This window comes from Brevibacterium sp. Z349TD_9, from assembly GCF_056173565.1.
Genome location: NZ_CM149680.1, coordinates 3672717 through 3697761, shown reverse-complemented (window position 1 = coordinate 3697761; position 25045 = coordinate 3672717). Strand labels below are relative to the sequence as shown.

Annotated in this window: 21 protein-coding genes; 16 read left to right on the top strand and 5 right to left on the bottom strand. The window is 68.8% G+C overall.

Going from position 1 to position 25045, the window contains the following annotated elements; translation table 11 throughout:
• Positions 1-115 precede the first annotated feature (115 nt).
• Positions 116-1471 carry an MFS transporter gene (locus AC0VYB_RS17015; protein ID WP_009376586.1) on the top strand — a complete coding sequence of 452 codons (1356 nt, stop codon included), beginning with the start codon at positions 116-118 and terminating at the stop codon, positions 1469-1471.
• An 83-nt stretch (positions 1472-1554) separates the two neighbouring features.
• Positions 1555-2304, top strand: coding sequence for a 3-hydroxybutyrate dehydrogenase (locus AC0VYB_RS17010; protein ID WP_009376584.1), 750 nt, complete (start codon positions 1555-1557; stop codon positions 2302-2304).
• Between the two features lie 30 nt (positions 2305-2334).
• Here the strand turns inward: AC0VYB_RS17010 and AC0VYB_RS17005 are convergent, their stop codons facing one another.
• The gene (locus AC0VYB_RS17005) at positions 2335-3198 is read right to left on the bottom strand and encodes a LysR family transcriptional regulator (RefSeq protein ID WP_095375335.1); all 864 of its coding nucleotides are present in this window, start codon (positions 3196-3198) and stop codon (positions 2335-2337) included.
• A 132-nt stretch (positions 3199-3330) separates the two neighbouring features.
• Between AC0VYB_RS17005 and mmsB the strand changes: the two genes are divergently transcribed.
• The 3 genes from mmsB (at position 3331) to AC0VYB_RS16990 (ending at position 7177) form a co-directional block, all read left to right on the top strand.
• On the top strand, positions 3331-4242 hold the full coding sequence (mmsB, locus tag AC0VYB_RS17000; protein ID WP_095375336.1) for a 3-hydroxyisobutyrate dehydrogenase: 912 nt from the start codon (positions 3331-3333) through the stop codon (positions 4240-4242).
• Positions 4243-4382: 140 nt separating this feature from the next.
• The gene (locus AC0VYB_RS16995; protein WP_131248265.1) at positions 4383-5114 is read left to right on the top strand and encodes a YggS family pyridoxal phosphate-dependent enzyme; all 732 of its coding nucleotides are present in this window, start codon (positions 4383-4385) and stop codon (positions 5112-5114) included.
• A gap of 62 nt (positions 5115-5176) precedes the next feature.
• Positions 5177-7177: an NHL domain-containing thioredoxin family protein gene (locus tag AC0VYB_RS16990; protein ID WP_313419507.1), complete on the top strand. Its 2001-nt coding sequence runs from the start codon at positions 5177-5179 to the stop codon at positions 7175-7177.
• A 361-nt stretch (positions 7178-7538) separates the two neighbouring features.
• Here AC0VYB_RS16990 and AC0VYB_RS16985 read toward each other — a convergent pair whose 3' ends face one another.
• From AC0VYB_RS16985 to AC0VYB_RS16975, 3 genes are all read right to left on the bottom strand, one after another.
• The gene (locus tag AC0VYB_RS16985; protein WP_063249537.1) at positions 7539-8498 is read right to left on the bottom strand and encodes a hypothetical protein; all 960 of its coding nucleotides are present in this window, start codon (positions 8496-8498) and stop codon (positions 7539-7541) included.
• Positions 8499-8677: 179 nt separating this feature from the next.
• Positions 8678-9733 carry a hypothetical protein gene (locus AC0VYB_RS16980; protein ID WP_063249538.1) on the bottom strand — a complete coding sequence of 352 codons (1056 nt, stop codon included), beginning with the start codon at positions 9731-9733 and terminating at the stop codon, positions 8678-8680.
• 7 nt (positions 9734-9740) lie between these two features.
• Positions 9741-11210, bottom strand: a complete 1470-nt coding sequence (locus tag AC0VYB_RS16975) for an LPXTG cell wall anchor domain-containing protein (protein WP_131248268.1) — start codon at positions 11208-11210, stop codon at positions 9741-9743.
• 299 nt (positions 11211-11509) lie between these two features.
• Here AC0VYB_RS16975 and dcd point away from each other — a divergent pair, with 299 nt between their 5' ends.
• The 11 genes from dcd to AC0VYB_RS16920 all read left to right on the top strand — a co-directional run bounded on the left by dcd (position 11510) and on the right by AC0VYB_RS16920 (position 23289).
• Positions 11510-12088, top strand: coding sequence for a dCTP deaminase (gene dcd, locus AC0VYB_RS16970; protein WP_063249541.1), 579 nt, complete (start codon positions 11510-11512; stop codon positions 12086-12088).
• Entirely contained in the window at positions 12085-13092 is a 1008-nt protein-coding gene (locus tag AC0VYB_RS16965; RefSeq protein ID WP_063249542.1) for a hypothetical protein, read from the top strand. The genes dcd and AC0VYB_RS16965 overlap by 4 nt, the downstream gene beginning before the upstream one ends.
• 160 nt (positions 13093-13252) lie before the next feature.
• On the top strand, positions 13253-16312 hold the full coding sequence (locus AC0VYB_RS16960) for a Na+/H+ antiporter subunit A (protein WP_063249543.1): 3060 nt from the start codon (positions 13253-13255) through the stop codon (positions 16310-16312).
• Complete coding sequence (locus AC0VYB_RS16955; RefSeq protein WP_009376556.1) at positions 16309-16908, top strand: Na(+)/H(+) antiporter subunit C; 600 nt, start codon at positions 16309-16311, stop codon at positions 16906-16908. The genes AC0VYB_RS16960 and AC0VYB_RS16955 overlap by 4 nt, the downstream gene beginning before the upstream one ends.
• Positions 16905-18485, top strand: a complete 1581-nt coding sequence (locus AC0VYB_RS16950) for a Na+/H+ antiporter subunit D (RefSeq protein ID WP_063249545.1) — start codon at positions 16905-16907, stop codon at positions 18483-18485. The genes AC0VYB_RS16955 and AC0VYB_RS16950 overlap by 4 nt, the downstream gene beginning before the upstream one ends.
• The gene (locus AC0VYB_RS16945; RefSeq protein WP_009376552.1) at positions 18485-19087 is read left to right on the top strand and encodes a Na+/H+ antiporter subunit E; all 603 of its coding nucleotides are present in this window, start codon (positions 18485-18487) and stop codon (positions 19085-19087) included. Before AC0VYB_RS16950 ends, AC0VYB_RS16945 begins: the two co-directional genes overlap by 1 nt.
• The gene (locus AC0VYB_RS16940) at positions 19084-19671 is read left to right on the top strand and encodes an MrpF/PhaF family protein (RefSeq protein ID WP_063249546.1); all 588 of its coding nucleotides are present in this window, start codon (positions 19084-19086) and stop codon (positions 19669-19671) included. Before AC0VYB_RS16945 ends, AC0VYB_RS16940 begins: the two co-directional genes overlap by 4 nt.
• Positions 19661-20056 (top strand): monovalent cation/H(+) antiporter subunit G, encoded by a 396-nt coding sequence (gene mnhG / locus AC0VYB_RS16935; protein WP_009376548.1) that lies wholly within the window; start codon positions 19661-19663, stop codon positions 20054-20056. The genes AC0VYB_RS16940 and mnhG overlap by 11 nt, the downstream gene beginning before the upstream one ends.
• Positions 20046-20798: a response regulator transcription factor gene (locus AC0VYB_RS16930; RefSeq protein WP_009376546.1), complete on the top strand. Its 753-nt coding sequence runs from the start codon at positions 20046-20048 to the stop codon at positions 20796-20798. Before mnhG ends, AC0VYB_RS16930 begins: the two co-directional genes overlap by 11 nt.
• The gene (locus AC0VYB_RS16925) at positions 20795-22600 is read left to right on the top strand and encodes an ATP-binding protein (RefSeq protein ID WP_063249547.1); all 1806 of its coding nucleotides are present in this window, start codon (positions 20795-20797) and stop codon (positions 22598-22600) included. The genes AC0VYB_RS16930 and AC0VYB_RS16925 overlap by 4 nt, the downstream gene beginning before the upstream one ends.
• A 5-nt stretch (positions 22601-22605) precedes the next feature.
• A complete protein-coding gene (locus tag AC0VYB_RS16920) occupies positions 22606-23289 on the top strand; it encodes a hypothetical protein (protein WP_009376542.1) in 684 nt (227 codons plus the stop codon).
• Positions 23290-23563: 274 nt separating this feature from the next.
• On the opposite strand, the gene AC0VYB_RS16915 is transcribed toward AC0VYB_RS16920, so the two are convergent.
• Positions 23564-25030 (bottom strand): sugar porter family MFS transporter, encoded by a 1467-nt coding sequence (locus AC0VYB_RS16915; RefSeq protein WP_259863665.1) that lies wholly within the window; start codon positions 25028-25030, stop codon positions 23564-23566.
• Positions 25031-25045: the final 15 nt, after the last annotated feature.

Sequence of the window (25045 nt, the reverse complement as noted above, 5' to 3'; positions counted from 1 at the left end):
CGGGAGGGGCCTCATCGCCGAGTCCCCTGACATCGCGGGATCGCCGCCTACGCTGCCCCAGCGGAACGATCCGACCTGTCAACGATGAAGCGGATCGTGGAAATCAAGGAGAGTCATGAGTGCACAGAGCAATGCCGAGAGGAAGACGATCCGAACGCAGCTGCGCAAGGTCGTCGCCGCCTCGATGGCGGGCACCGTCGTCGAATGGTACGAGTTCTTCCTCTACGGGTCAGCGGCGACGCTGGTGTTCAACCACATCCTGTTCCCGCCGTCGGACAACCCGCTGACGCCGATCCTCCTCGGTTTCGCGACCTACGCTGTCGGCTTCATCGCCCGCCCCATCGGCGGCATCGTCTTCGGCCACTACGGTGACAAGTTCGGACGCAAGAAGCTCCTCCAGCTCTCCATCATCCTCGTCGGGGCGGCGACGTTCCTCATGGGCTGCCTGCCGACGTTCGGTCAGATCGGCTACCTCGCTCCGATCCTCCTCGTCCTCCTCCGCATCGTCCAGGGCTTCGCCGTCGGCGGCGAATGGGGCGGCGCGGTGCTCCTCGTCGCCGAGCACTCCCCGGACAAGGAACGCGGTTTCTGGTCCTCGTGGCCGCAGTCGGGCGTGCCGCTGGGCAACCTGCTCGCCACCGGCGTCCTCTTCGTCCTCACTGCCACCCTGTCCGAGGAGGCGTTCCTCTCGTGGGGCTGGAGGATCGCGTTCTGGCTCTCGGCGGTCATCGTCCTCATCGGCTACTACATCCGCACCCGAGTCTCCGACGCCCCGATCTTCGAGAAGATCCAGGCCGAGGAGATCGAGGAGGGCGTCGACTACGGCGTCAAGGCCGTCTTCAAGCGCTACCCGCGTGAGGTCTTCACCGCCATGGGTCTGCGGCTGGTCGAGAACATCCACTACTACCTCGTCGTCACCTTCTCGATCACCTACCTCGCGGTCGCCGTCGGCATCGAGGCGAGCGAGATCCTCGGCCTCCTGCTCGGCGCGCACGCCATCCATGCGCTGCTCGTGCCGATGATCGGTGCCCTCGGGGACCGGATCGGACGCAAGCCGCCCTACGCGATCGGCATCATCCTCACCGCCTCGTGGGGCTTCTTCGCCTTCCCGATGTACGACACGGGCAACCCCGGACTGATCTTCCTCGCCCTCCTCCTCGGACTCGTCTTCCACGGCTTCATGTACGCGGGGCAGCCGGCGATCATGGCGGAGATGTTCCCGACCCGGATGCGCAACTCGGGTGTGTCCACGGGATACCAGGTCACGGCGATCGTCGCCGGATCGTTCGCGCCGATCATCGCGACCGCGCTGCTCGACGAGTTCGGCTCCTCGGTGCCGATCGCGATCTACCTCGCCGTGGCCGCTCTCATCTCGCTCGTCGCGCTCATCTTCACCCGCGAGACGAAGGGCATCGACCTCCACTCCCTCGACCACGCCGACAAGGTGCGCCGCGGGGTCGTCACGCACTGATCGGGTCGTCGCCGCATCGCCGTGGCTCATCCGCCGCGGTGGTGCGGCGTCCGTGGACAGGCACAGCAGAGAAGGGACGGGAAATGGCAGTTGATCTCACCGGCAGGAGGGCCCTCGTCACCGGCGGGGCCTCGGGCCTGGGCAAGGCGATGTGCGAGTCCTTCGCCGAGGCGGGTGCGACCGTCGTCGTCGCCGACGTCGACGCGGAGGCGGCGGGGGCAGTCGCCGAGGCGATCGGCGGGGAGGCGTGGGCCGTCAACCTCGCCGACACCTCGGCGCTCGACGGCATCGACCTCGAGGTCGACATCCTCGTCAACAATGCCGGGATCCAACGGATCCACCCGATCCCGGAGTTCCCGCTGGAGGAATGGCGGCTGATCATGACGATCATGCTCGAGGCGCCGTTCGTGCTCACGAAGGCTGCGCTGCCGGGGATGTACGAGAGGGGCTGGGGGAGGGTCATCAACGTCTCCTCGGTCCACGGGCTGCGCGCCTCGGCGAACAAGTCCGCGTACGTCGCGGCCAAGCACGGACTCATGGGTCTGACGAAGACGACGGCGCTCGAGGCCGGTCCGCGCGGGGTGACGTGCAATGCGATCAACCCGGGCTATGTGCTCACGCCCCTGGTCAAGGGGCAGATCGCGGATCAGGCGGTGACGAACGGGATCAGTGAGGACGAGGTGCTCGAGAAGGTCTTCCTCGGCCACTCGGCCGTGCCCCGCCTCGCGGAGCCCGAGGACATCGCCGCGCTCGCGCTCTTCCTCGCCTCCGACGCCGCCGCGGTCGTCACGGGCACCGCGCACAGCATCGACGGAGGCTGGACCGCCGCCTGAGCAGGGATAGCGGGGAGAGCGCCGCGCGGGTCAGAGCACCTCGAGGATGCTGCGGACGGCGGCATTGCGCAGGGACTCGTGCCGAACCGAGGCCCAATAGGACACGCGCTTGGAGAAGAGCTCGGGCAGCACCTGGACCAGGCGGCTGCTGTCCCGGGCGAGGAAGTCGGGCAGGATGCCGATGCCCACCCCGTTCGCTGTGGCGAGGACGTGGGCGTGGACCGAGGTCGAGCGGAAGAAGCCCCTGCCGGCCGGGATCTCGCTCGAGGCGTCGTCGAGGTCGTCGACCTGGAGTGCGTTCTCGATGTAGTAGACGATCCTGTGCTCGGCGAGGTCGTCGAGCGTGACCGGAACCGGGTGCGTGCGCAGGTACTCCTGCGACGCATAGAGCTGGAGCCGGTAGTCGCGGATGCGCTTGGCGACGCTGCGCGGGGCGTCGGGTCGACCGACGACGACCTCGATGTCGACGCCGGAGCGGTATTGGCGGGCCCGCTGGGTCGCGGTGATGAGCTCGATCTGCAGGCCCGGATGGCCGATCTGCAGCTCCGTCAGCGCCGGCACCGCGTACTCGAGAGCGAAGGCCTGCGGGCAGGCGATGCGGATCGTGCCCGAGAGCGCCGAGGACTCGCGTGCGTCGATCCTCCCGAGCGCCGCCTCGATGTCCTCGGCGATCGGCAGCAGCTGCCGACCCGCGGTGCTCAGCTCCCATCCGTCCGGGGAGGCGACGAGAACGCGCTGACCGTAGGCCTTCTCCAAGGCAGCGATGCGCCGCGACACGGTCGTGTGATTGAGTCCGAGACTGTGCGCGGCGGCCGTGAACTTCCCCAGACGCGCCACGGCGAGGAGGGTGAGGAGATCCTCCGGCGAGATCTGCTGGGGTGCATGAGCGGCCATAGTCCGCCCAGTCTATCTGCGTGCACGCACACAACCGGTGCGGAAGAGGTGATCGTCGCCGGCGGCCGGCACGGGCAGGGCTGGCGTAATGTGAAGGGGAACACACGAGATTTCGATGCGAGGAGGCATGCGATGGCGACGATTGGATGGATCGGCCTGGGGAACATGGGCCGACCGATGACGGCGAACCTGGTCAAGGCCGGCCGCACGGTCAAGGGCTTCGACGTGGTCCCGGAGGCCGTGACCGCGGCGGCGGAGGATGGTGTCACCCCGGTGGGTTCGATCGCCGAGGCGGTCGCCGGTGCCGATATCGTCTTCACGATGCTGCCCAAGGGCGAGCATGCCCGCGCCGTCTACCTCACCCCCGACGGTGTCCTCGCCACCGCCGACCCCGCGACCCTCCTCGTCGACTCCTCGACGATCGACTTCGACTCCGCCCGGGCCCTGCACGCCGAGGCGAAGGCCGCCGGCTTCCGCTTCGTCGACGGTCCCGTCTCCGGCGGTGTCACCGGTGCACAGGCCGGCACGCTCACCTTCATGCTCGGCGGGTCCGATGCGGACGTCGCCGAGGCGAAGCCCTTCATCGAGCCGATGGCCGGCAACATCTTCCACGCCGGCGGCGACGCCGCGGGTCAGGCCGCGAAGATCGTCAACAACATGATGCTCGCGATCAGCCTCGAAGGCGTCGTCGAAGGCGCGGTGCTCGCGCAGCGCTTCGGTCTCGACCCTAAGGCGTTCTACGACATCGCGAAGGTCTCCTCCGGCGACTCGTGGCCCCTGCGCACCTGGTATCCGGTGCCCGGGGTGACCGAGACCTCGGCGTCGAACAACGACTTCAAGCCCGGCTTCGCCACGGCTCTCATGCACAAGGACGTCGGGCTCGCGCTCGCCGGTGCCGAGACCCAGGGCGTCGACCTGCCCGCGGCCACCCTCGTCTACGCGCAGCTGCAGAAGCTCGTCGACGACGGCCTCGAGGGACTCGACACGACGGCGATCATCAAGAACATCGACCCCGAGGCGCAGGGCCTGCCGACAAAGCCCTGAGCGACCGGCGCCGTGATCCGACGATTCTGCGCCCACTGACCGGGGCCATGCTGCGCCCGCTCTCCGGTGAGCGGGCGCAGATGCCTCTCCCGAGGAGCGCAGAGATCCGGTCCGGCAGCGGCGCATGCGAGACTGGGAGCATGAGTTCGACCGAGCCCCTCACCGCAGAAGAGTCCGCCGCGATCCGCACCCGCCTCGACGAGGTGGCCGAACGCACGGCAGCCGCCGCCGAGGCGAGCGGACGGTCCGCGGACGCGGTGCGGATCCTGCTTGCGACGAAGACGCAGCCGGCCGAGCGGATCCGGGTGGCGATCGAGCACGGCTTCTCACTCATCGGCGAGAACAAGGTGCAGGAGCTCGTCGGGAAGGCCGACGACCTCGCCGACCTTCCGCACGAATCGCACCTCATCGGGCCCCTGCAGAAGAACAAGGTCAACCACTCGCTGCGCCACGCCCAGTGCATCGAGTCCGTCGACAGCCTCGCGCTCGCGGAGAAGATCGACAACCGCCTCGGCGTCCTCGACTCCACCGTCGACGTCTTCGTCCAGGTCAACACGTCCCGCGAGGACTCGAAGTCCGGGGTCGCACCCGAGGACGCCGAGGCGCTCGTGGCAGCAGTGCGCGACCTCGATCGCCTGCGCCTGCGTGGCCTGATGACCATCGGCCTGCCCGGCCAGACGCCCGAGGAGATCCGCCCGAGCTACTCAGACCTCCGCGAGCTCCGCGACCGGCTCATCGCGACGGGCGCCCTTCCCGCCGAAGCCTCCGAGCTGTCGATGGGGATGAGCAACGACTTCGAGCTCGCGATCGCCGAGGGGGCGACGATGGTGCGCATCGGTTCGAGCGTCTTCGGCGCCCGCCCCGCCCCGTGAGCATGTGTCCCCCGATGACAGCCGCCCTGCCGCCACGCCTGCGGATCTGGGACGATGGAGAGATGAACGCCAGTCCGCAGAGTTCCGCGGCCGCCGCCGCAGACGACACCACCGCCGAGGCGACCGCCCCGACCCGCACGCGCGAACCCAAGGTCCGCGCCCCCGAGCTCATCGGCCGCCGGTGGATGAACTCCGGCGGCACGGAGCTCACCCTCGCCGACCTCCGCGGCAAGGTCGTCCTCCTCGACTTCTGGACGTTCTGCTGCATCAACTGCCTCCACGTCCTCGACGAGCTGCGGCCGCTCGAGGAGAAGTACGCAGGCGAACTCGTCATCATCGGCGTCCACTCGCCGAAGTTCGAGTTCGAACGCACCGTCGAGGCCGTCGACCAGGCCGTTGAGCGCTACCAGGTCGAACACCTCGTCCTCGACGACCCCGACCTCGTCACGTGGCAGGCGTACACGGCCCGGGCATGGCCGACGCTCGCCGTCATCGACCCCGAGGGCTACCTCGTCGCGACCCTGTCCGGGGAAGGCCACGGCGCCGGCCTCGGGGAGATCATCGAAGGCCTCATCGCTGAACACTCGGCGAAGGGCACCCTCCATTCCGGAGACGGCCCCTACGTTCCCCCGCCGGCACCGGAGACCGAACTCTTCTACCCCGGCAAGGTGACGGTCCTGCCCTCGGGCAGCCTCCTCGTCGCCGACTCCGGCCACCACAGCCTCGTCGAGTACTCTGCCGACGGACAGACCGTGCTCCGACGCATCGGCACGGGGGAGCGGGGACTCACCGACGGCGACTTCGCCACCGCACAGTTCAGCGAACCCGGCGGCATCACCGTCCTCCCCGAGGACATCGCCGCCCGTGCCGGCTACCAGCTCATCGTCGCCGACACCGTCAACCACGTCCTGCGCGGCATCGACCTCGAGACGGAGACCGTGAGAACGATCGCCGGCACCGGCGAGCAGCACATGGTCGGGGCCATCGACAACGTCCGCGGCACCCACGGCGCGCTCGGCCGCTATGCGGGCCCCGCCCTCGACGTCAAGCTCTCCTCCCCGTGGGACGTCCTCTTCGTCCCCGCCACCGGCGAGGTGGTCGTGGCGATGGCCGGCAACCACACGATCTGGTCGTTCGACCCCGTCACCGGCGACATCCGCCTGCTGTCCGGCACGATGAACGAAGGGCTCGTCAACGGCGACGCGGAGTCCGCGTGGTTCGCACAGTCCTCTGGCCTCGACCTCCACCCCGACGGCAGCGTCATCGTCGCCGACTCCGAGACCTCGGCGATCCGCCGCCTCGACCCGGCTTCGGGCGAGACGACGACCCTCGTGGGCACGGGCCTGTTCGACTTCGGCTTCCGCGACGGGCCCGCCGCCGATGCGAGGCTCCAGCACCCGCTCGGAGTGCGCACCCTGCCCGACGGGTCGCTCGCGATCGCCGACACGTACAACGGTGCGATCCGCCGGTACGACTTCACGACGAACGAGGTCTCGACGCTCGCCCGCGGACTGCGCGAACCCTCGGACATCCTCGTCGTCGAAGCGGGTGCTGCGGGCGGAGACACGGCCGGCGGGACGGGAGCGGGCAGCGGCATCGCCGAACTCCTCGTCGTCGAATCGGCGAACCATTCGCTCACCCGGGTGACCCTGCCGAAGGACGCCCAACGCGTCGACGAGGGTGCGCAGACGAGCCACCGCCCGTCGACGGAGCTCGCCGCCGGACCTGTGTCCATCAGCGTGAGCTTCACCGTTCCCGCAGGTCAGAAGCTCGACGATCGGTGGGGTGACCCGACCTACCTGCAGGTGTCCTCGACTCCGCCCGAACTCATCGTCTCCGGTGGCGGCGGGGCCGAGGGGCTGAGCCGCGACATCGTCATCGACCCCGAGGCGACCTCGGGAGTCCTCCACGTCACCGCGCGCGCCGCCGCGTGCGACGGCGAACCGGGAGGAGAGATCCCGCTCCACGCCGCCTGTCACCTCTACCAGCAGGACTGGGGCATTCCGATCGAACTCACCGAGGCGGGTCCCTCAGCGCTCGACCTCGATCTCCGCGGCGCCTGAGACCCGGCCAGTGCTCCCGCGGCCCTGAGCCGGCGGTTCGGTGCTCGCACTGCGCCGGAGACCGCCGTCCTGGCACCGCCACCGCTAGTTGCGGTCGAAAACCGGTGGAAAATGGGCCCGATCGCTCGATTTTCCTCGGGTTCTCGACCACAAACGGGTGGGAAGCGTCGCAAGGTCGCGCACTGTCGCGGCGCTTGAGACCCGGCGTCCGGCGCCCTTCCTCGCTCCGCCACCGCCGGTTGCGGTCGAAAACCGGTGGAAAATGGGCCCGATCGCTCGATTTCCCTCGGTTTGTCGACCACAAACGGGTGGGCACACCCACAAACGGCTGGGCAGGGCCACTCGGCCCGCACCGGGCTGCTCACATGATCGAGACTTCGCCGAGGCGACGCGGTTCGACGCGCACCTGCGAGGAGCGGACGACGACGGATCCGCCGAGGACGAACGAGAGCGTCTCGTCGAGGTCCCGTTCGTCGGCGGTGACGATGTCACGATAGCGGCCCTTGATCCGCACCTCGGCGGTGGCAGGGGTGAGCTCGAGGTCGCCGCCCGAGGAAGTGAGACTGACCTTGGGCTCACGCACGATCGACCATTCGACATCCCCGAGGATCTCGTTGTCGGTCTCGTAGCCGAATACGCACCCCGAGGGCATGAGGGTCTTCGCCTTGACACAGTTGCGCAGGTGCTCGTCGACCTGCTCGGCGACGGCCTGCTCGAGCTTGGCGGTCGGCTGCGGTGCCAGGGAGATCTTCGGCGAGTCCCCGGGGGCGGTGACCTCGGCGCGCTCGGACTTCGACTTGAGGAAGGTCGCGTCGAAGCCGACGAGGTAGGTCGCCGGGAACAGCACCGGAACCTCCCCGGCGGAGACGCTGAATCCATTGACCGTCGCCGTCGAGGACCCGGAGACGTCGAGGTCGAGGGTCGGCCAGGCCTTCTGCTCGATCGCCCAGCGGTCGAAGAGCCCCGCGGCGGCCGGCAGCCGGACGAGGTCGAGGTCGACACTGTGGGTCTGTGAGGAGAGGACGTAGGAGAGGCGGACCTTCGCCCGGTCGCCGTCGGTCGAGACGGTCTCAGCGGAGGCTTCCCGGGGCAGGTCGGGGGCCGCGGAGAGCACGTCCTGGCTCAGCGCCAGCGTCGAGCCGGGAGTGGGGGAGGAGAGGTAGGAGAAGGCGCGCTCGGCGTTGCCCTGCTCGATCGCTGACATGTACGCCTCGACGGTGCGCGCCGGGGTGTAGACGGTGACGTTGAGCAGAGGCACCGAGGCGACGGTGAGCACGATGACGACGAGGGCGGAGATGAGAAGGGTGCGCGACGTTCGCATGGCCTCTCCTCATCGGCTCGGGGGATGTCCCGGTCGGCGGGCGGCTCCGCTGTCTCCGGGTGGGGATGTCGAATCCAGTTTAGTGGACAGCGAGCCTGCCGCCGTCACGTACCGGGCCCGGCCCCCTTCATCGCGCAGGAGCGGGTCTGCTCATCTCGCGGATGCGGGTCCGGTCCGCCTCATTCGACGGAGTAGGCCCGCAGCTGTGAGGTGTCGACGTCGACGAAGACGTGGGTGCCCACCCTGACGTTGGCGCGCAGTTCGGTGAGGGACTCGCCGAGGCCGGGGTGGAGGACCCCGTAGGCCGTGTCATCCGTGCCCTCGAGATCGGTGAGATCGGCGAGGTCGACATCGAGGGCGAGCCCCATCTCCGTATCGACGGGAGAGAGCTTCGCCTGGATCGCCGACCCGCGGTCCCGAAGTCCGACGACGATCGCTTCGAAGACCGCCGCCGAGGTGAAGGCAGGGTCGTGTTCGTCGAGTGAGACGAGGGCTGCCCGCCACGGCAGGGTGACGAAGACCTTGCCGTCGAGCTCGGTCCGGGCGCGGACGGCCGAGTGGCCGATCGACAGCCACCCCTTGCGGGCGAGGCCCGACCAGATGTTCACTCCGGTGAGTTCGGCGGGCAGGGAGCCGCGCGGTTCGGAGACGACGGTCGCGAGCGGACCGAGGGCGACGAGTTCGCCCTTCTCGATGTTCGCGACGCCCGCCTCGGCGATGATGAAGTCCGTCAGCGTCGTCGAGGAGAGCACGATTCCGCGTCCCTGCGCGGCGGCGAGGTCGGCGAGGCGGGCGCGCAGACCGGTGCGGATGTGGCCGGGCACCTCGGCGAAGGGGTCGATGAAGGTCAGCCATTCGCGGTCGGTCGACCAGGCGAGGGCGAGGACGAGCTTGGCGCGGGTCGCGGCATCGAGGTCGCCGATGCGGGTCCGCAGCACCGAGGTCTCGAGTCCGAATTCGCTCAGCGCCGCCGCTGATGCCGCCTCCCCGGGATCGGCATCGGCGGCGCGCAGATACGACGTCACCCACCTGCGCACACGCAGACGTCCCGACCGGAATCCGGTCGGGAGCTGTGGGGGTGGTGCGACACCGGGCTGGGCGGCCGCGGACAGCACCACCTCAGTGGTGCTGTCCGGGCTGCCCATGAGTCCGAGAACCGTCCCCGCTCGGAGACGACCGAGGTCGATCGGGCGCCCTCCGAGGTGCAGCCCCGCCAGGGACAGTTCGCGGCTCAACGGATCGTCAGAACTCCGCAGGATCGTCGGCGGCCGCGTCGGCGCGTCGACGGGTGATGACGACGGCTGCCGCGCCGACGACGAGGAGTCCCGCGCCGAGCGCGAGTCCGGTCATCTCGGCACCGGTGCGGGGCAGGTCGTTCGAGGCGCCGCTGCCGGAACCGCTGCCAGAGCCGTTTCCGCTGCCGCTGCCGGAGCCGCTGCCGTTCTCGGACACATCGGTGCCGTTGGTGACGACGGTGAAGCTTCCGCCCTGCGGCTTGTCGAAGCTCTCGGCCTGGACGCGGACGTTGTACGTGCCGAGCACGGCCTTGACCTTGGCCTGGACGCCGAAGGTCGCCTTGCCCTCGGAGTCGGCCTCCTTCGACATCGTGTAGCGGTCGACCTTGCCCTGGGCATGCTCGACGACGATCGTGATCTTCTCACCGGGCTGAGCGCCGGTGACGCCGAGCGTGACGCCCTTGTTGAGGAAGTCCTCGGAGGTGATCTCCGTGGGGTCGATGATGAGGGCCTGCGGTGCCGCGGCCGGCTGCTTGTCGTCCTTCGCCCCCTCGTCGGTCGAGTCCGTCGACTTCTCCGAGGGCGTGCCGGTCTCCGACGGCTCAGCCGTCTTGGACGGCTCTCCGGTCTCGGACGGCGTGTCGGTGGGAGCGGGGCCCGTCTGCGTCGGCGAGGGCTGACCGGTCTCTGACGGCGTCGGATCCGCAGTCTTGCTCGGCGTCTGCGTCGGGGTCTCCGTCTTCGTCTCAGACGGGGTGGGCTTCGGCGAGGGCTTCGCGGTCTCCGTCGGCTTCGCCGTCTCGGTCGGAGCCGGCGCGGTCGTCGACGGGGACTCCGTCTTCGTCTCCGACGGGGTGGGCTTCGCCGTCTCGGTCGGCTTCGCGGTCTCCGTCGGAGTTCCGGTCTCGGACGGGTCCGGCGAGGCGGTGTCCGTGGGAGCCGGGGCGGTCGGACGCTCGCAGGTGTTGCCGGCGCCCGAATCGTCCTTGTCCGAGTCCTTCGCGACGACCTCGAAGGTCACCTTCGAGGAGTCCTTCTCGGACTTGAGGTCGGTGAGGTAGAGCGTGTACGTCCCGAGCGGCACCTGAGCGCCTTCGGTGGTCGAGAAGAAGTAGGTCCCGTTGACCTTCCCGTTCTCGTCGACGGTGAGCTTCGTCTCCGGGGTGTACTTCGTGCCGTCGGTGCCGACGACCGTCACGGTCGCCTTCTCATCGGCGGTGAATCCGGTGCCGGAGAACCCGATGCCCTCCTTCTTGTCCACGATCTCTTCCCGACTGACCTGCGCCGCGGACACAGTGGCCTGCGGGGTGTCGCTGTCGGGGACGGTGGAGTCGCTCTGGGACCCGGCGCCGTCATAGGCGCAGAGCGGGCCCTGGGGCACCGTAGGAGACGCGGTCGACGCGAACGCGGGAGCGCCGGCGAGACCGGTCAGTGCAACGGCTACTGCGGGGGCAAGCACAAGACGCGAGGTCTTCACAGTAATGCCTTTCGGTTGATGTCAACCCACAAAAGGCGATGGAACTCCCGGCATTCCCTGGCTGAGAAGAGGAAGGCACCATCGTGCGCGGGTTCGTACAGCACCCCACTCTAAAGCATTCACTCAGGCGCATGGCGAGACACACGGAGGCAATTCAAGGATTTATCGCAGGATCGTTATCAATTCGTGACAAAGTAACGGCGTGTCGCACCCGACTCCTGCATCGCCGAGGTGGTTCCCCGCCTCGCTGCCCCCGTCGTGACTGCGCGCCGGGGTCCGATCCGACTACCATCAGGGGTGTGACTCTCCTTTCCGACCGCGACATCCGCGCCGAACTCGAATCCGGTCGCATCGCGCTGGACCCCTGTGACCTCTCGCTCATCCAGCCTGCGAGCGTCGACGTCTGCCTCGACCGCTACTTCCGGCTCTTCGACAACCACAAGTACGCGGTCATCGATCCCTCGCTCGAACAGCCCGAGCTCACCCGCTTCGTCGAGGTCGACCCGGAAGAGCCCTTCGTCCTCCACCCCGGGGAGTTCGTCCTCGCCTCGACCCATGAGCTCGTCATCCTGCCCGACGACGTCGCGGCCAGGCTCGAGGGGAAGTCCTCGCTCGGCCGCCTCGGTCTGCTCACGCATTCGACGGCAGGGTTCATCGACCCGGGATTCACCGGTCATGTCACCCTCGAGCTCTCGAACGTCGCCACGCTGCCGATCACGCTGTGGCCGGGGATGAAGATCGGCCAGCTCTGCTTCTTCCGGCTCAGCTCCGCCGCCGAGGTTCCCTACGGCTCCGAGGCCACAGGCAGCCGGTATCAGGGTCAGCGCGGCCCCACGGCCTCACGGTCGCATGCGAACTTCTTCCGGAGGGTCATGTGATCACCCGGCGGGAGCTGAGGAGGCAGCGGGAGCAGTCCGGCGGCGGTGCCCCCGCCGTCGAGGGACTCGCCGCGGACCTGCGCGGACGCCACCTCCTCCTCCTCGACGCCGAGATCGAGGTCTCCGACGTCCTCGCCCTCGTCCACAACAGGCTCCCCGACGTGACGCCGCGCCTGAACGAGAACGATCAGGTCCGCCTCTCCCGCCATTCGCGGCTCAGTGCCGGGGTCGACCTCGACGAGGCGACGGTCGCCGCGCTCGAGATCCCCGAGTGGTCCCGTCGCGCCGTCGTCCTCGACACTCCGCGCGACCGGGAGCCCGCGCCGCCGCCGGAATGGTTCGAGGACGCGGACGGACTCCATGAGGCGTTTCCCGCGGGCCTTCCCGACCGTGAGGAGGAGCGCGCGCTCAGCCTCCTCATCTCCATCGCCTCGCGCCTGCATCTGGCCATCCGCCTCGCCGACGAGGACGGGATGGGCACCCGCGTGCTCGTGCCCGACCCCGAGGCGAAGGTCGATCTCTACCTCTACTCCCCGTACTGGCTCGACCCCGATGTCGCCCTCTCGCTCGTGCGCACCCATGCCCCGCATGCCTTCCAGCAGGAGCTGCCGACCCCCGATGCCGCGGTCCTCGCGCAGACCTCGCTCGACGATCCTCTCTTCGACTCCTCCGCACCCGTCGTCCTCGACGGCTACTCCCTCCTCATCCCGCTCGGCGAGATCGACGAGGCGGCCGGGGCGATCGAGATCCGCGTGACCGAGGCCGAATGGGTGCCCCCGATTGTGCGGGCGAGCACCGAGCTGCCGCAGATCGAGTACCACGTCCACTGGATGGACGCGGAAGAGGTCCGCTACCGCCCCGGCCATGATCGCCGCTTCCGGCAGATGCGCGCCGAGGTGGCCGCCCTCGTCGATCGGATCGGCGCCGAGCTGCTCTCCCGGAGCGACGGCATCGGCCTCGATGAGAACGGGTTCCTTGTCACATCGGCGCAGCTGCGGGCCTGATCGGGCACGGCAGGCGGCATCGTCGTGTGACGGTCCGTCGCGGGTGCTCCGCGCTGGTCCGTTGATTGGGAGAACGACCACTTTCCATGCGAAAATACTGTTGAGCAGGTCTCGATCGCCACACAACGGAAAATGACGGAGGTGTCCGCCGGTGATAGCCATGACAGGAGCCTTTTTCGGGGCTGCTGTCATTGCCTACCCGCTCGTCCGACTGCTCGGCCGCAACGCCTTCCTGCTGCTGGCCCTCGTCCCGCTCGCCGGCCTCGTCTACACCCTGACGACCGCCTCGGCGATCTTCGGGCCCGGGGGAGCCCCGCTCACCGAGACGCTCGACTGGTTGCCCGCGCTCGACCTCGAGGGCGTCTTCCGCCTCGACGTCCTCTCGTGGATCATGAGCCTCATCGTCACCGGGGTCGGCACGCTCGTCCTCGTCTACTGCTCGCGCTACTTCCCCGCCGACGAACCCGGCCTCGCCCGCTTCGCCGCCGTCTTCATGGCGTTCGCGGGGATGATGTACGGACTCGTCGTCGCCGACGAGCTCCTCATGCTCTTCGTCTTCTGGGAGGGCACGACGATCTTCTCGTACCTCCTCATCGGCCACAGCCAGTCCCGCCGCCGCTCCCGGCAGGCGGCGCTGCAGGCGCTCATCGTCACCACCGCCGGCGGTCTGGCGATGTTCGTCGGGATGGTCCTCCTCATCGTCACCACCGGCACCGGACGCATCTCCGTCCTCGTCGAGCGCGCCGAACTCGGCCTCGACACCGGACCCCTCGTCGTCACCGCCGTCGTCCTCCTCCTCGTCGGAGCGATCTCGAAGTCGGCCCTGCTGCCGTTCCACTTCTGGCTGCCCGGTGCCATGGCCGCTCCGACCCCGGTGAGCGCCTACCTCCATGCCGCGGCGATGGTCAAAGCCGGCATCTACCTCGTCCTCCGGCTCGCACCCGGCTTCCACACGCTTCCCGGCTGGACGGAGATCCTCCTCACCGCGGGCCTGCTGACGATGTTCATCGGCGCGTGGCAGGCCCTGCGCCAGACCGACCTCAAGCTCCTCCTCGCCTTCGGCACCGTCTCCCAGCTCGGCTTCCTCACGGTGGTCTCCTCGTTCGGCACGCCGGACATCACCAAGGCCGCGCTCGCCCTCCTCGTCTCCCACGCGCTCTTCAAGGCCTGCCTCTTCCTCTGTGTGGGCATCATCGACCACCGAGCCGGCACCCGTGACCTCACGAAGCTCTCCGGCGGCTGGCGCGCCTTCCCCGTCGTCGCCGTGTGTGCGACGATCTCGGCGGCATCGATGGCGGGTCTGCCCCCGACCTTCGGCTTCGTCGCGAAGGAGGCGGTGTACTCGACCCTGCTCGACGCCGGCACGAAGACCTCGATCATCGCCCTCGTCGGGATCATGATCGGCTCAGTGCTCACCGTCGCCTACTCGGCCCGGTTCGTCTGGGGCGCGTTCGGGACGAAGCCCGGCGTCGACGACATCGCCCGCCGGGAGGAGAACGTCACGCTCGTCGTGTCTCCGATCATCCTCACGATCCTCACGCTCGCCCTCGGCCCCTTCGCGATGATCGTCGACACCTACGTCGAAGCCTGGAGTGCCTCCCTGCCGGCGACCGACCCGGCCGACGGCGAGTACTACCTGGCGATGTGGCACGGCTTCGAACCCGCGCTCGGGCTCTCCGCGGTCACCATCGCCGCAGGTCTCCTCCTCTTCGTGTTCCGCGACCGCTTCGCCCGGGTCCAGGCGACCCTGCCGGCCGGCTTCGACTTCCACGACCTCTACCGGCGCCTCATCAGCGGCATGGAGATCCTCGCCCTCTGGGTGACCTCCCGCACCCAGCGCGGATCGCTGCCCTTCTATCAGAGCGTCATCTACCTCGTCCTCGTCGCCGGGGTCGGCCTCGCCGTCATCTCCAACGACACATGGCAGATCCGGTTCACGCTCTTCGACACTCCGCTCGACTTCATCGTCGCCGGCGTCCTCATCGTCGTCGCGATCGCCGCCACCCGAGCGAAGAAGCGCTTCACCGCCGTCGTCGTCACCGGCATCTCCGGCTACGCGATGGTCGCGTTCTTCGCGTTCATGGGCGCCCCCGACCTCGCGCTCACCCAGGTGCTCGTCGAGACTATCACGATCGTCGTCTTCGTCCTCGTCCTCCGCCGCCTGCCCGCCCGGATCGGTCAGAGCACCGGCCGGTTCACCCCCGCATGGCGCGCGATCATCGGCGCAGCCGTGGGCGTGACGATGATGATCGTCGTCCTCATCGCCGCAGGGGTGCGGATGACCGAACCGGCCTCCGTCGACTTCGCACAGCTCGCCTACGAGATCGGGCACGGCCAGAACGTCGTCAACGTCACCCTCGTCGACATCCGCGTCTGGGACACCTTCGGTGAGATCTCCGTCCTCGTCGCCGCCGGCACCGGAGTCGCCGGACTCATCTTCGTCCGCGGCCGCGAGGGCCACCTCGGCCGCTTCTCCGCGGGTCGCGAGGGCATGGACCGGCGCGGCCGGCTCCGCTTCCAGCCCGTGCCCGACGAGGTGGCGCCGCGCCCCGGCAGCGTCATCGACGGCACCGAGCACGAGGACCTCGAGACGCGGCGCGCCTCGTGGCTCATCGCCGGACGCACGCTGGCCCCGCGCAACCGCTCGATCATCCTCGAGGTCACCGCCCGCCTCATCTTCCATGCCGTCCTCGTCTTCTCCGTCTACCTCCTCTTCACCGGGCACAACACCCCCGGCGGCGGTTTCGCCGGCGGTCTCGTCGCCGGTCTCGCCCTCGTCGTCCGCTACCTCGCGGGAGGCAAGTTCGAACTCGCCGAGGCGGCGCGGTTCACGCCCTCGGGTCTGCTCGGCACCGGACTCATCCTCTCCGTGCTCACCGCGGTCGGCGGATGGTTCTGGGGCGACACCGTCTTCAAGTCCGTCTTCGTCGAAGCGAACCTGCCGCTCCTCGGGGAGCTCAAGTTCGGCACCCCGACGTTCTTCGACATCGGCGTCTACCTCATCGTCGTCGGCCTCATGCTCGACATCCTCCGCTCACTCGGCGCCGAGGTGGACCTCCACCAGGAGCGCGACGAACTGCTCCTCACCGACCGGCTCAACACCTCGCTCGGGCTGGCGGAGAACTTCGGTGCGGAGGCCGAACACAAGGCCGTGTCGAAGATCCTCAACCGCGTCAACCACCTCGAGGTCGACAACGGAGCGGAAGGGGGACGGCTGTGAGTCTGCCCTTCATCATGGTGCTCGCGATGGGCGTCCTCTTCGCATGCGGCGTCTACCTCATGCTCGAGCGCTCGCTCACCCGCGTCCTCCTCGGCTTCATCCTGCTCGGCAACGCCGTCAACCTCCTCATCGTCCTCACCGCTGGTCGCGGCCGCCCGCCGCTGACCGACGGGAAGAACCTCTCGACGGAGGGCATGTCGGACCCGCTGCCGCAGGCGCTCGTCCTCACGGCCATCGTCATCACCTTCGCCGTCACCGCGTTCCTGCTCGCGATGATCTACCGGTCGTGGCGTCTCGTGCGCGCCGACTCCCTCCAGGACGACGCCGCCGACCTCCAGGTCGCGATCACGAAGATGATCGACTCGGAAGCCGAGGCGAGCACCGACTACGACGACACGGAGTTCGGCGACGAGGCCGAGAGCCCGATCCGCGGGGCCGTCGACCTCGACGACGATGGGACTCCCGCCCAACGCGAAGCCGAGGCCGAAGCCGCGGACGCCGAGGCCGCGGAGACCGACCGGCCCGCTGCGGAGACCGACGGGCACGGCACCGATGACGAGGACAGCGACGACGACGGGAAGGGGGAGCGACGATGACCGAACTCCTCGCCGTCCTCATCCCGATGCCGGTGCTGCTGCCGCTCATCGGCGCCGGCCTCGCCCTGGTGCTGTCGAAGCATTCGCGTTCGCAGAACCTCGTCTCCCTGCTCACGCTCTCAGCGGTCATGGTCATCGCCGTCGTCCTCCTCGTCGGCGTCGACCAGGAGGGTCCGCAGGTCGTCGCGATCGCCGGATGGGAGGCGCCGGCGGGCATCGTCCTCGTCGCCGACCGGCTCTCGACGCTCATGCTCGTCGTGTCCTGTCTCGTCACCCTGGCCGTGCTCATCTACGCGCTCAGCCAGGACGCCTCCGACTATTCGGACGAGACCCCGATCTCCGTGTTCAACCCGAGCTACCTCATCCTCTGCGCAGGTGTCGCGAACGCGTTCCTCGCCGGCGACCTCTTCAACCTCTACGTCGGCTTCGAGATGCTCCTCCTCGCCTCGTACGTCCTCCTCACCCTGGGAGCGACGGCCGAGCGGATCCGCGCGGGAGTCACCTACGTCGTCGTCTCACTCGTGTCCTCGGTCATCTTCCTCACCGCGATCGGCGTCATCTACGCCGCGACGGGCACGGTGAACATGGCCCAGCTGGCCGAGCGACTCGACCAGCTGCCGCCCGATGTGCAGATGATCCTCCACGTCCTCCTCCTCATCGGCTTCGGCATCAAGGCCGCGATCTTCCCGCTCTCGTTCTGGCTGCCCGACTCCTATCCGACGGCCCCCGCCCCGGTCACCGCTGTGTTCGCGGGCCTGCTGACGAAGGTCGGCATCTACGCGATCATCCGCACCGAGACCCTGCTCTTCTCGGATTCGTCCCTGCGGGTGCCCCTGCTCGTCGCGGCGGGCCTGACGATGATCGTCGGCATCCTCGGCGCGATCGCACAGTCGGAGATCAAGCGCATCGTCTCCTTCACGCTCGTCTCCCACATCGGCTACATGCTCTTCGGCGTCGCCCTCGGCACGGCGTTCGGGCTCGCGGCCGGCATCTACTACACGGTCCACCACATCATCGTCCAGACCGCGCTGTTCCTCGCCATCGGCCTCGTCGAGATGCGCGGCGGATCGACGTCGACACGGTCGCTGGGCGGACTCATGGTGCTCTCGCCGGCGCTGACGATCGTCTTCTTCATCCCGGCTCTCAACCTCTCCGGGATCCCGCCGTTCTCCGGCTTCATCGGCAAGGTCGCGCTCTTCGAGGCCGGGTTCGAGGATCACAGCTGGCTTGCCACCGTCCTCATCATCGCCGGCACCCTCACGAGCCTGCTCACCCTCTACGTCATCGGCCGCACCTTCAACCTGGCGTTCTGGCGCGACCCCGCGGACGCGGAGGACCCCAACGAGGAGCTCGTCGAGGAGTTCGCCGAACGCAAGCGCACCCTGCTGGAGGGACGGACCTGGCGCTCGCGCATCGGCGTGCCGGGACCGATGTTCGCCGCCACCTCGGCGATCGTCGTCGTCTCCCTCATCCTCACGATCGCCGCCGGACCCCTGTGGGACCTCTCGGAGCGGGCGGCGGAGAACCTGCAGAACCCGATCAACTACGTCAACGAGGTCCTCGGAGGTGAGGGCTGATGAGTCCGCGCACGTCCCCACCCAAGGGCCGCCGGGTCATCCAGCAGCTCGTCCTCGTCTTCTTCCTCGTTCTCCTCTGGGTGATGCTGTGGGACTCGCTCACCGTCCTCAGCGTGGTCACCGGCATCATCCTCGCCTTCCTCGTCACGCGGGTGTTCTACCTGCCCCCGGTCGTCCTCTCGGGTCGCTTCAACGTCGTCCATGCCCTCGTCTTCGCCGGCTGGTTCGTCGTCTCGATGGTCATCGCCTCGATCGAAGTCGCGTGGTTCTCCTTCCGGCCCAAGGCCGTCGGCGCGGGCTCGGTCATCGCGTGCGATCTGCGGACCCGGTCGGACCTGATGATGACGCTCGTCGCCGACACCGCGAGCCTCATCCCCGGTTCGATCATCGTCGACAGCGACCGGGCCCGCGGTCGCCTCTACCTCCACGTCCTCGACGCCGACACCGAGGAGAAGATCCGCGCCGCGAAGCGCCAGGTCTACCACATCGAGGAGCTGCTCATCCGGGCGCTGGGCTCGACCCGTGACCTCGCAGCCCTCAAGGTCGATCCGGATCCGCTCGACCACCCGACGCCCACCGACGACCGGGGAGGCCGGCGATGACCGAGACGATCCTCCACATCATCGTCGTCGCCGCCGCGGTCCTCTTCGCCGCCTCGGTGTTCCTCGCCCTCTACCGCGTCATCCGGGGACCGTCGATCCTCGACCGCATGATCGCCACCGACGTCATCCTCGCCTCGCTCATGTGCGGCCTCGGCGGCTTCATGGCCCTGACCGGTCGCACCGACCTCCTGCCCGTGCTCATCGTCTTGGCGATGCTCGGCTTCGTCGGCTCCGTGAGCGTGTCCCGATACGTCTCGAAGTCCGATTCGATGACCCCCGGCGCCGAGGTGGGGGCCCTGAGCGACTTCTCCGCCTCCGACTGGCACGTCGGTCGCGAGGAGGCCCCGCAGGCCGACTCGTCGACCTGGCCCGACGATGTCGCCCGCGGCATCTCAAACGTCCCCGACGGCCCCGTCGAGGTCACCGTGCGCGACGAACCCGTCGTCCCGCTCGCCGAGAACGAGATGGGCGCCGACGCGGCCGCGAACTCTCCCGGTTCGGCCGAGGAGGGACTGGGGTCCGGGCCCGATCCCGGCCCCGACGACGCCGATGACGGACCGAAGGGGGGCCACGATGGTCCTTGACATCATCTCCGCGGTCCTCGTCCTCGCCAGCGGCGTGCTCTCCCTGGCCGCTGCCGTCGGTCTGCTCCGGTTCGGCGATCTGCTCTCGCGCATGCACGCGAGCGCGAAGCCCCAGGTGCTCGGCCTCATCCTCGTGGCGATCGCCATCGCCATCCACTTCCCGACGTGGGCGACGGTGACGACACTGGCGATCATCGTCTCCTTCCAGCTCGTGACGATTCCCGTTGCCACGCACATGGTCGGCCGTGCGGGATATCGCACCAAGCACCTGCGTCGATCTATGCTGTATCGAGACGAGCTGGCCGAGGCAGTGGATCGGGCAGAAGCGCGGGAGGTCGCCAGAGAACGGCGACGCGAGTTCGGAACGGACGAGAATGACGGCTGACAGTCAGCGTGAACACCAACCACTGGTCCTCGTGGCCGATGACGAACCCGATGTCCTCGGTGCAGTGGTCCCGTTCCTCCAGCGCTCGGGGTTCCGGGTGCTCGCAGCCGGTGACGGTCTCCTCGCCCTCGATGAGATCCGCCGGCACAGTCCCGATGTCTGCGTCCTCGACGTGCTCATGCCCGGTGCCGACGGGCGACAGGTGCTGCGGCAGCTGCGCCAGGACGAGAACTGGGTGCCCGTGCTCCTGCTCACCCAGGTCGGTGAGGCGGTGGAGCGGGCGATGGCGCTCGAGGAGGGCGCCGACGACTACCTCAACAAGCCCTTCGATCCGCATGAGCTCGTCGCCCGGATCCGGGCGGTGCTGCGGCGCACCCGCACCGAGGGTCCGCCGCTCGCGACGGCGCCCGTGCTCGTCTCGAGCTTCGGTCTGCGCGTCGACCGCGTGGGCAGGCGCGCGTGGCTGGGCCAGCGCGAACTCGTCATCACCCCGAAGGGCTTCACCCTGCTCGAATACCTCATGGTCCACCAGGACGAGCTCATCGATCGGGCGCGCCTGCTCGAGGTCCTCTGGGGATTCGAGGAGGCCGTGGGCACCCGTGCCGTCGACTCGCGGGTGGCCGAACTGCGCCGGGTGCTCGGCGAGGATGCCGCGGAGCCGCGGTGGATCGCGACGGTGCAGGGACGCGGCTATCGGTTCGTCGGAGAGGTCCACGGTGAAGAGGGGATGCGACGGGTATGACGAACTTCCTGGTCATCGAGGTCCAGATCTGGCTGTTCCTCCTCCTGCTCCTCCTCGTCCTCACAGGCATCGCCGCGCTCGTCTTCTTCGGGTGGCGGCGACTGCGCAAGCGTGAGGCGCAGCTGCGCGAATCGATCGAGACGGCCGCGGCCGAGGATTCGATGGCCAAGCGCAACCGCATGCTCATCCGCCTCGACCACGAGCTGAAGAACCCGCTCACGGCCCTGCGGACCTCGGCAGCGACGATCCGCGAGGTCGCCAGGCAGGGCGGGTCGATCGCCGAGGTCGAACCCGCGGCCAAGCAGGTCGACCTCTCCTCCCGCCGAGTCGCCCGACTCCTCGCCGATCTGCGCAAGCTCGCCGACGTCGAGACCCGGATCATCGAGTACTCCCGTGTCGACCTCGACCGGCTCATCCACCAGGCTGTCGAGGATGCCTCGACCGCGCCCGGGGCCGAGGACCGGATGATCGTCGCGACCGTCGCCCGGGCCCCGTGGCGACTGCCCGACGTCGCCGGTGAGGAGGACCTCCTCCTTACGGCGATCCTCAACCTTCTCGGCAACGCTCTCAAGTACTCCTCGCAGGCCGAGGTCGTCGAACTCCGGGCGAACGAGCAGATCATCGACAACCACCGCTGGGTCGTCGTCGAGGTCGCCGACACCGGCAGCGGCATCCCGATCTCCGAGCAGGACCAGGTGTGGGACGAGCTCTCCCGCGGCTCCCGGGTGCGTGCGGTCGCCGGATCCGGCATGGGTCTCTCGCTCGTCCGCTCGATCGTCGCCCGGCACGGCGGTTCCGTGCAGCTCTTCAGCCAGGAGGGCGTGGGCACGTCCGTGCGCATGGTCCTGCCCGTCCTTGCCGACGCCGCGCCCGTCGGTGCGCCGCCGATGGCCGAGGGCGGAGAGCGCGCAGCCGCGGGATCGCATCCCGTGCAGCCCGTGCAGAATCCGGATATGCGCCATGCCCCCGGGTTCCTTCCACCGCGACAGCCGAGCGAGGACGAACTCAAGGGCCGGATCCTCGGCACGCCGAGGCGGACGTCGAAACGCCGCCTCGAACGCGTCGACGGGACGCTCATCGACCGGTCGACCGGCGAGTCCGTCGGTGCCGGCTTCCCGACCGATTCGGGTCAGCATTCGCAGTTCAAACCGGTGCGCGGCCCGCGGCCCGACCAGCAGGGCGGGTCGCAGCAGCCGAACTCGGGCTCCCAGCACATCGGCCAGCCGAACTCGGGCCCGCAGCACATCGGTCAGCCGAACTCTGGACCCCAGCCTGTCGGGCACCCCGGATCGGGGCCTCAGCCTGTCGGCTATGCGAACCCCGGCCCCGATAATCGCGGTGTCGGCCAGGCCGGGCCTCAGCAGTCGTTCGGCAGTCAGCCCGGTGGCCGACCCTACCCGGGCAGCGCTCCGCAGCAGTTCCCCGGTCCCCAGCAGAGTGCGGGCGCGCGGCCTGCCGGTCCGGTTTACGGCGCCCCGCAGGGGCAGGCGCCCGTCGGCAGTCAGCCGGGCCGGCAGCCGGGTGACCCGGGAGACCGTCACGGCTCTCCCGCGCACCAGGGCCAGCCAGGTCAGTTCGGCCAGCCCAACCGACCCGCCCAGTACCGTCAGTCCGGTGCGCCGCAGGGGCAGGCGGGCAACCCCGACCCGGTGGGAAGCAGGCCGACTCCACAGGGCGGCACCGGGCATCCGCCCCGGACCGCAGACGAATCCGGCGCGCAGGGCGAGGACGGCCGGCGCACCGGTGAGGAGCGGGAGTTCCCGACCCGGCGTGAGCTGAGGGCGCGAGGCGATTCGCAGTGACTCGGGTGTCGTGGCCACGGGCGGTCGTCGCCGGCAGCACGGCCGCGACCCTGCTGCTCAGCGGCTGCTCGGTTCTCCAGATCCGCACGGCAGAGCGCGAATCGGGTCCGATCCGCGTCGCCGTCGAACGGGAGGCCGGCGAGGATCCGACGACAGTGCCGACGGGGCCGACGATTCCCGAGGGGATGGAGACCAAGCGGCTCAACCTCGGCGCGGACTGTCCCGTCGATGTCAGCTTCGCCCTCGGTTCCGACTGGTACGAAGGCAGCAGCACTCCGGCCTTCGTCGTCTTCAGCCGGGGCACCTCGCTCACCGACAGCGACACGATCATCGTCTCGTGCAACGAGGCCTTCGACGATTCGCCCAAGGCCGTCATCGACGCGAAGAAGCAGTACTCGTTCTCCGAGCAGGGCTCGACGGTGACCGCCGAGCGCACCGGCAGCATCGCCTCCGGTTACTACTGGACGTTCCAGGGCGTGCTCGGAGAGAGCGAGATCTTCGCGATCAACCAGCAGCCCACCGCCATGTACGGGGCGCGGATCGGCTACCAGACCAACGGCCGCCTCGTCGACGTCGCCGTCGAGATGCGCGCCCTCCAGAGCAACGAGGCCGCGGCCGAGGACTTCAAGCAGATGATGCCGACGATCCAGATCGACGGAGTTCCGGTGCCCTCCCCGACTTTCAAGTGACCCGCCAGTGAGTCGCCTCGCGGGCGGGAGCCTCGCTGCGGTCCGCACGCCGGCTCTGGCCACCATACCCACGCGCGCTGGCCACTTCACCCACCCCGGTTGTAGTCGATGAACCGAGGCATTTGGGCCGAATTCGGCCGTTTCGCCTCAATCTGCGACCGCAACCCGGGTGAGCAGCGACTGCGACCGCAACCCGGGTGAGCAGCGACTGCGACCGCAACCAGGTGGCTCGGCACCGAGCTGAGTCCGTGACGGCAGCCTGGGTGGCTGAGCCCTACTTCGTCGCGGTCCGCATCTCCGTCGGCCACTTCGCGCCGTTGGCCCAGTAGGCAGAGATCTCCGAGAGGTCGCGGCCCTTGGTCTCGGGAGCGAAGCGGAGGACGAAGAGGAACGCGAGCACCGCGAGACCGCCGAAGACGAGGAAGACGCCCGCGCCGCCGATGAGCTCGAGGAGGCCGGGGAAGAACTGGGCGACGATCGCATTGGCCACGAGGTCAGCGGTGAGCATGAGCGAGGCGCCGAGCGCCCGGTACTTCGCCGGGAACGTCTCACCTGCGTAGACCCAGACGAGGGAACCGAAGCCGAAGGTGTAGCCCATTGTGAAGGCGATGATGCCGATGACGCCGAAGACCGTGCCCCCGGTCGTGCTGCCGGCCTCGCCGCCGAGGCTGAAGACGAGGACGAGGACGAGGGTCGAGACGATCATGATCCCGATGCCCGTGAGGAGGACGGGACGCCGCCCGAGGCGGTCGACGATGAACATCGAGACGATGACGGCGATGAGCGCGAAGGTCTGGACGACGGCCGGCAGGCCGAGGAGCGCACCGTAGCCGCTGAAACCCATCGACTCGAAGATCGAGGGGGCGTAGTAGATCGTCGCGTTGATGCCGGTGATCTGGATGAAGAAGCCGAGCCCGATGACGAAGAGCGTCGCCCTGAGCAGGTGGCCGCGGAACATGTCGACGAGCCGACCGCTCTCCTGGTTGAGCTCGTCGCGGATGAGGCCGAGGTCCCGGTCGACATCGCGATCGGGGTCGAATTCGCGGAGGGCGGCGGCCGCCTCGGCGTCGCGTCCCTTGAGCATGAGCCAGTGCGGCGTCTCACGGACGCGGAAGAGGAGGATGAGGACGATTGCGGCGGGCACGGCCGCGAGGCCGAGCATGAGCCGCCACGACTCGATGAGCGCGAGGCCCCAGCACACGAGGTAGCCGGCGATGATGCCGATGACCGTCGTCACCTGGTAGGCGACGAGGAGGCCGCCGCGGACCTTCGTCGGGGAGGACTCGGCGATGAAGACGGGGACGACGGCCAGGGCGATGCCGATGGCCACGCCGAGGAAGAGCCGGGCGATGAGCAGCGAGAGGTAGCCGGGGGCGATGCCGGAGATGATCGAGAAGACGATGTAGCCGCCGGCGATGAGGAACATCGACTTCTTGCGCCCGATCGCGTTCGACAGCGGACCGCCGATGATCGCGCCGACGATCTGCCCGATGACGACCGCGGTGGCGAGACCGCCGAGCTCGGCCGTATTCAGCCCGAGGTCGCCTTCGATGAAGAGGAGGGCGCCGGCGATGTTCGAAATGTCGTACCCGTACGTGATGCCGAGGGCGACGGCGGCGAATGCGACGATGGTGACGAGCCGCGGTGCCTGCCGCAGGTCGGTGAGAAATGCCACGTGACTGCTCCTTTGCGAGTTTTCCTTCTCTGACGGTACACGAAAACTACCCCGATGTCGCGTAATGTGTCATGATAGTGA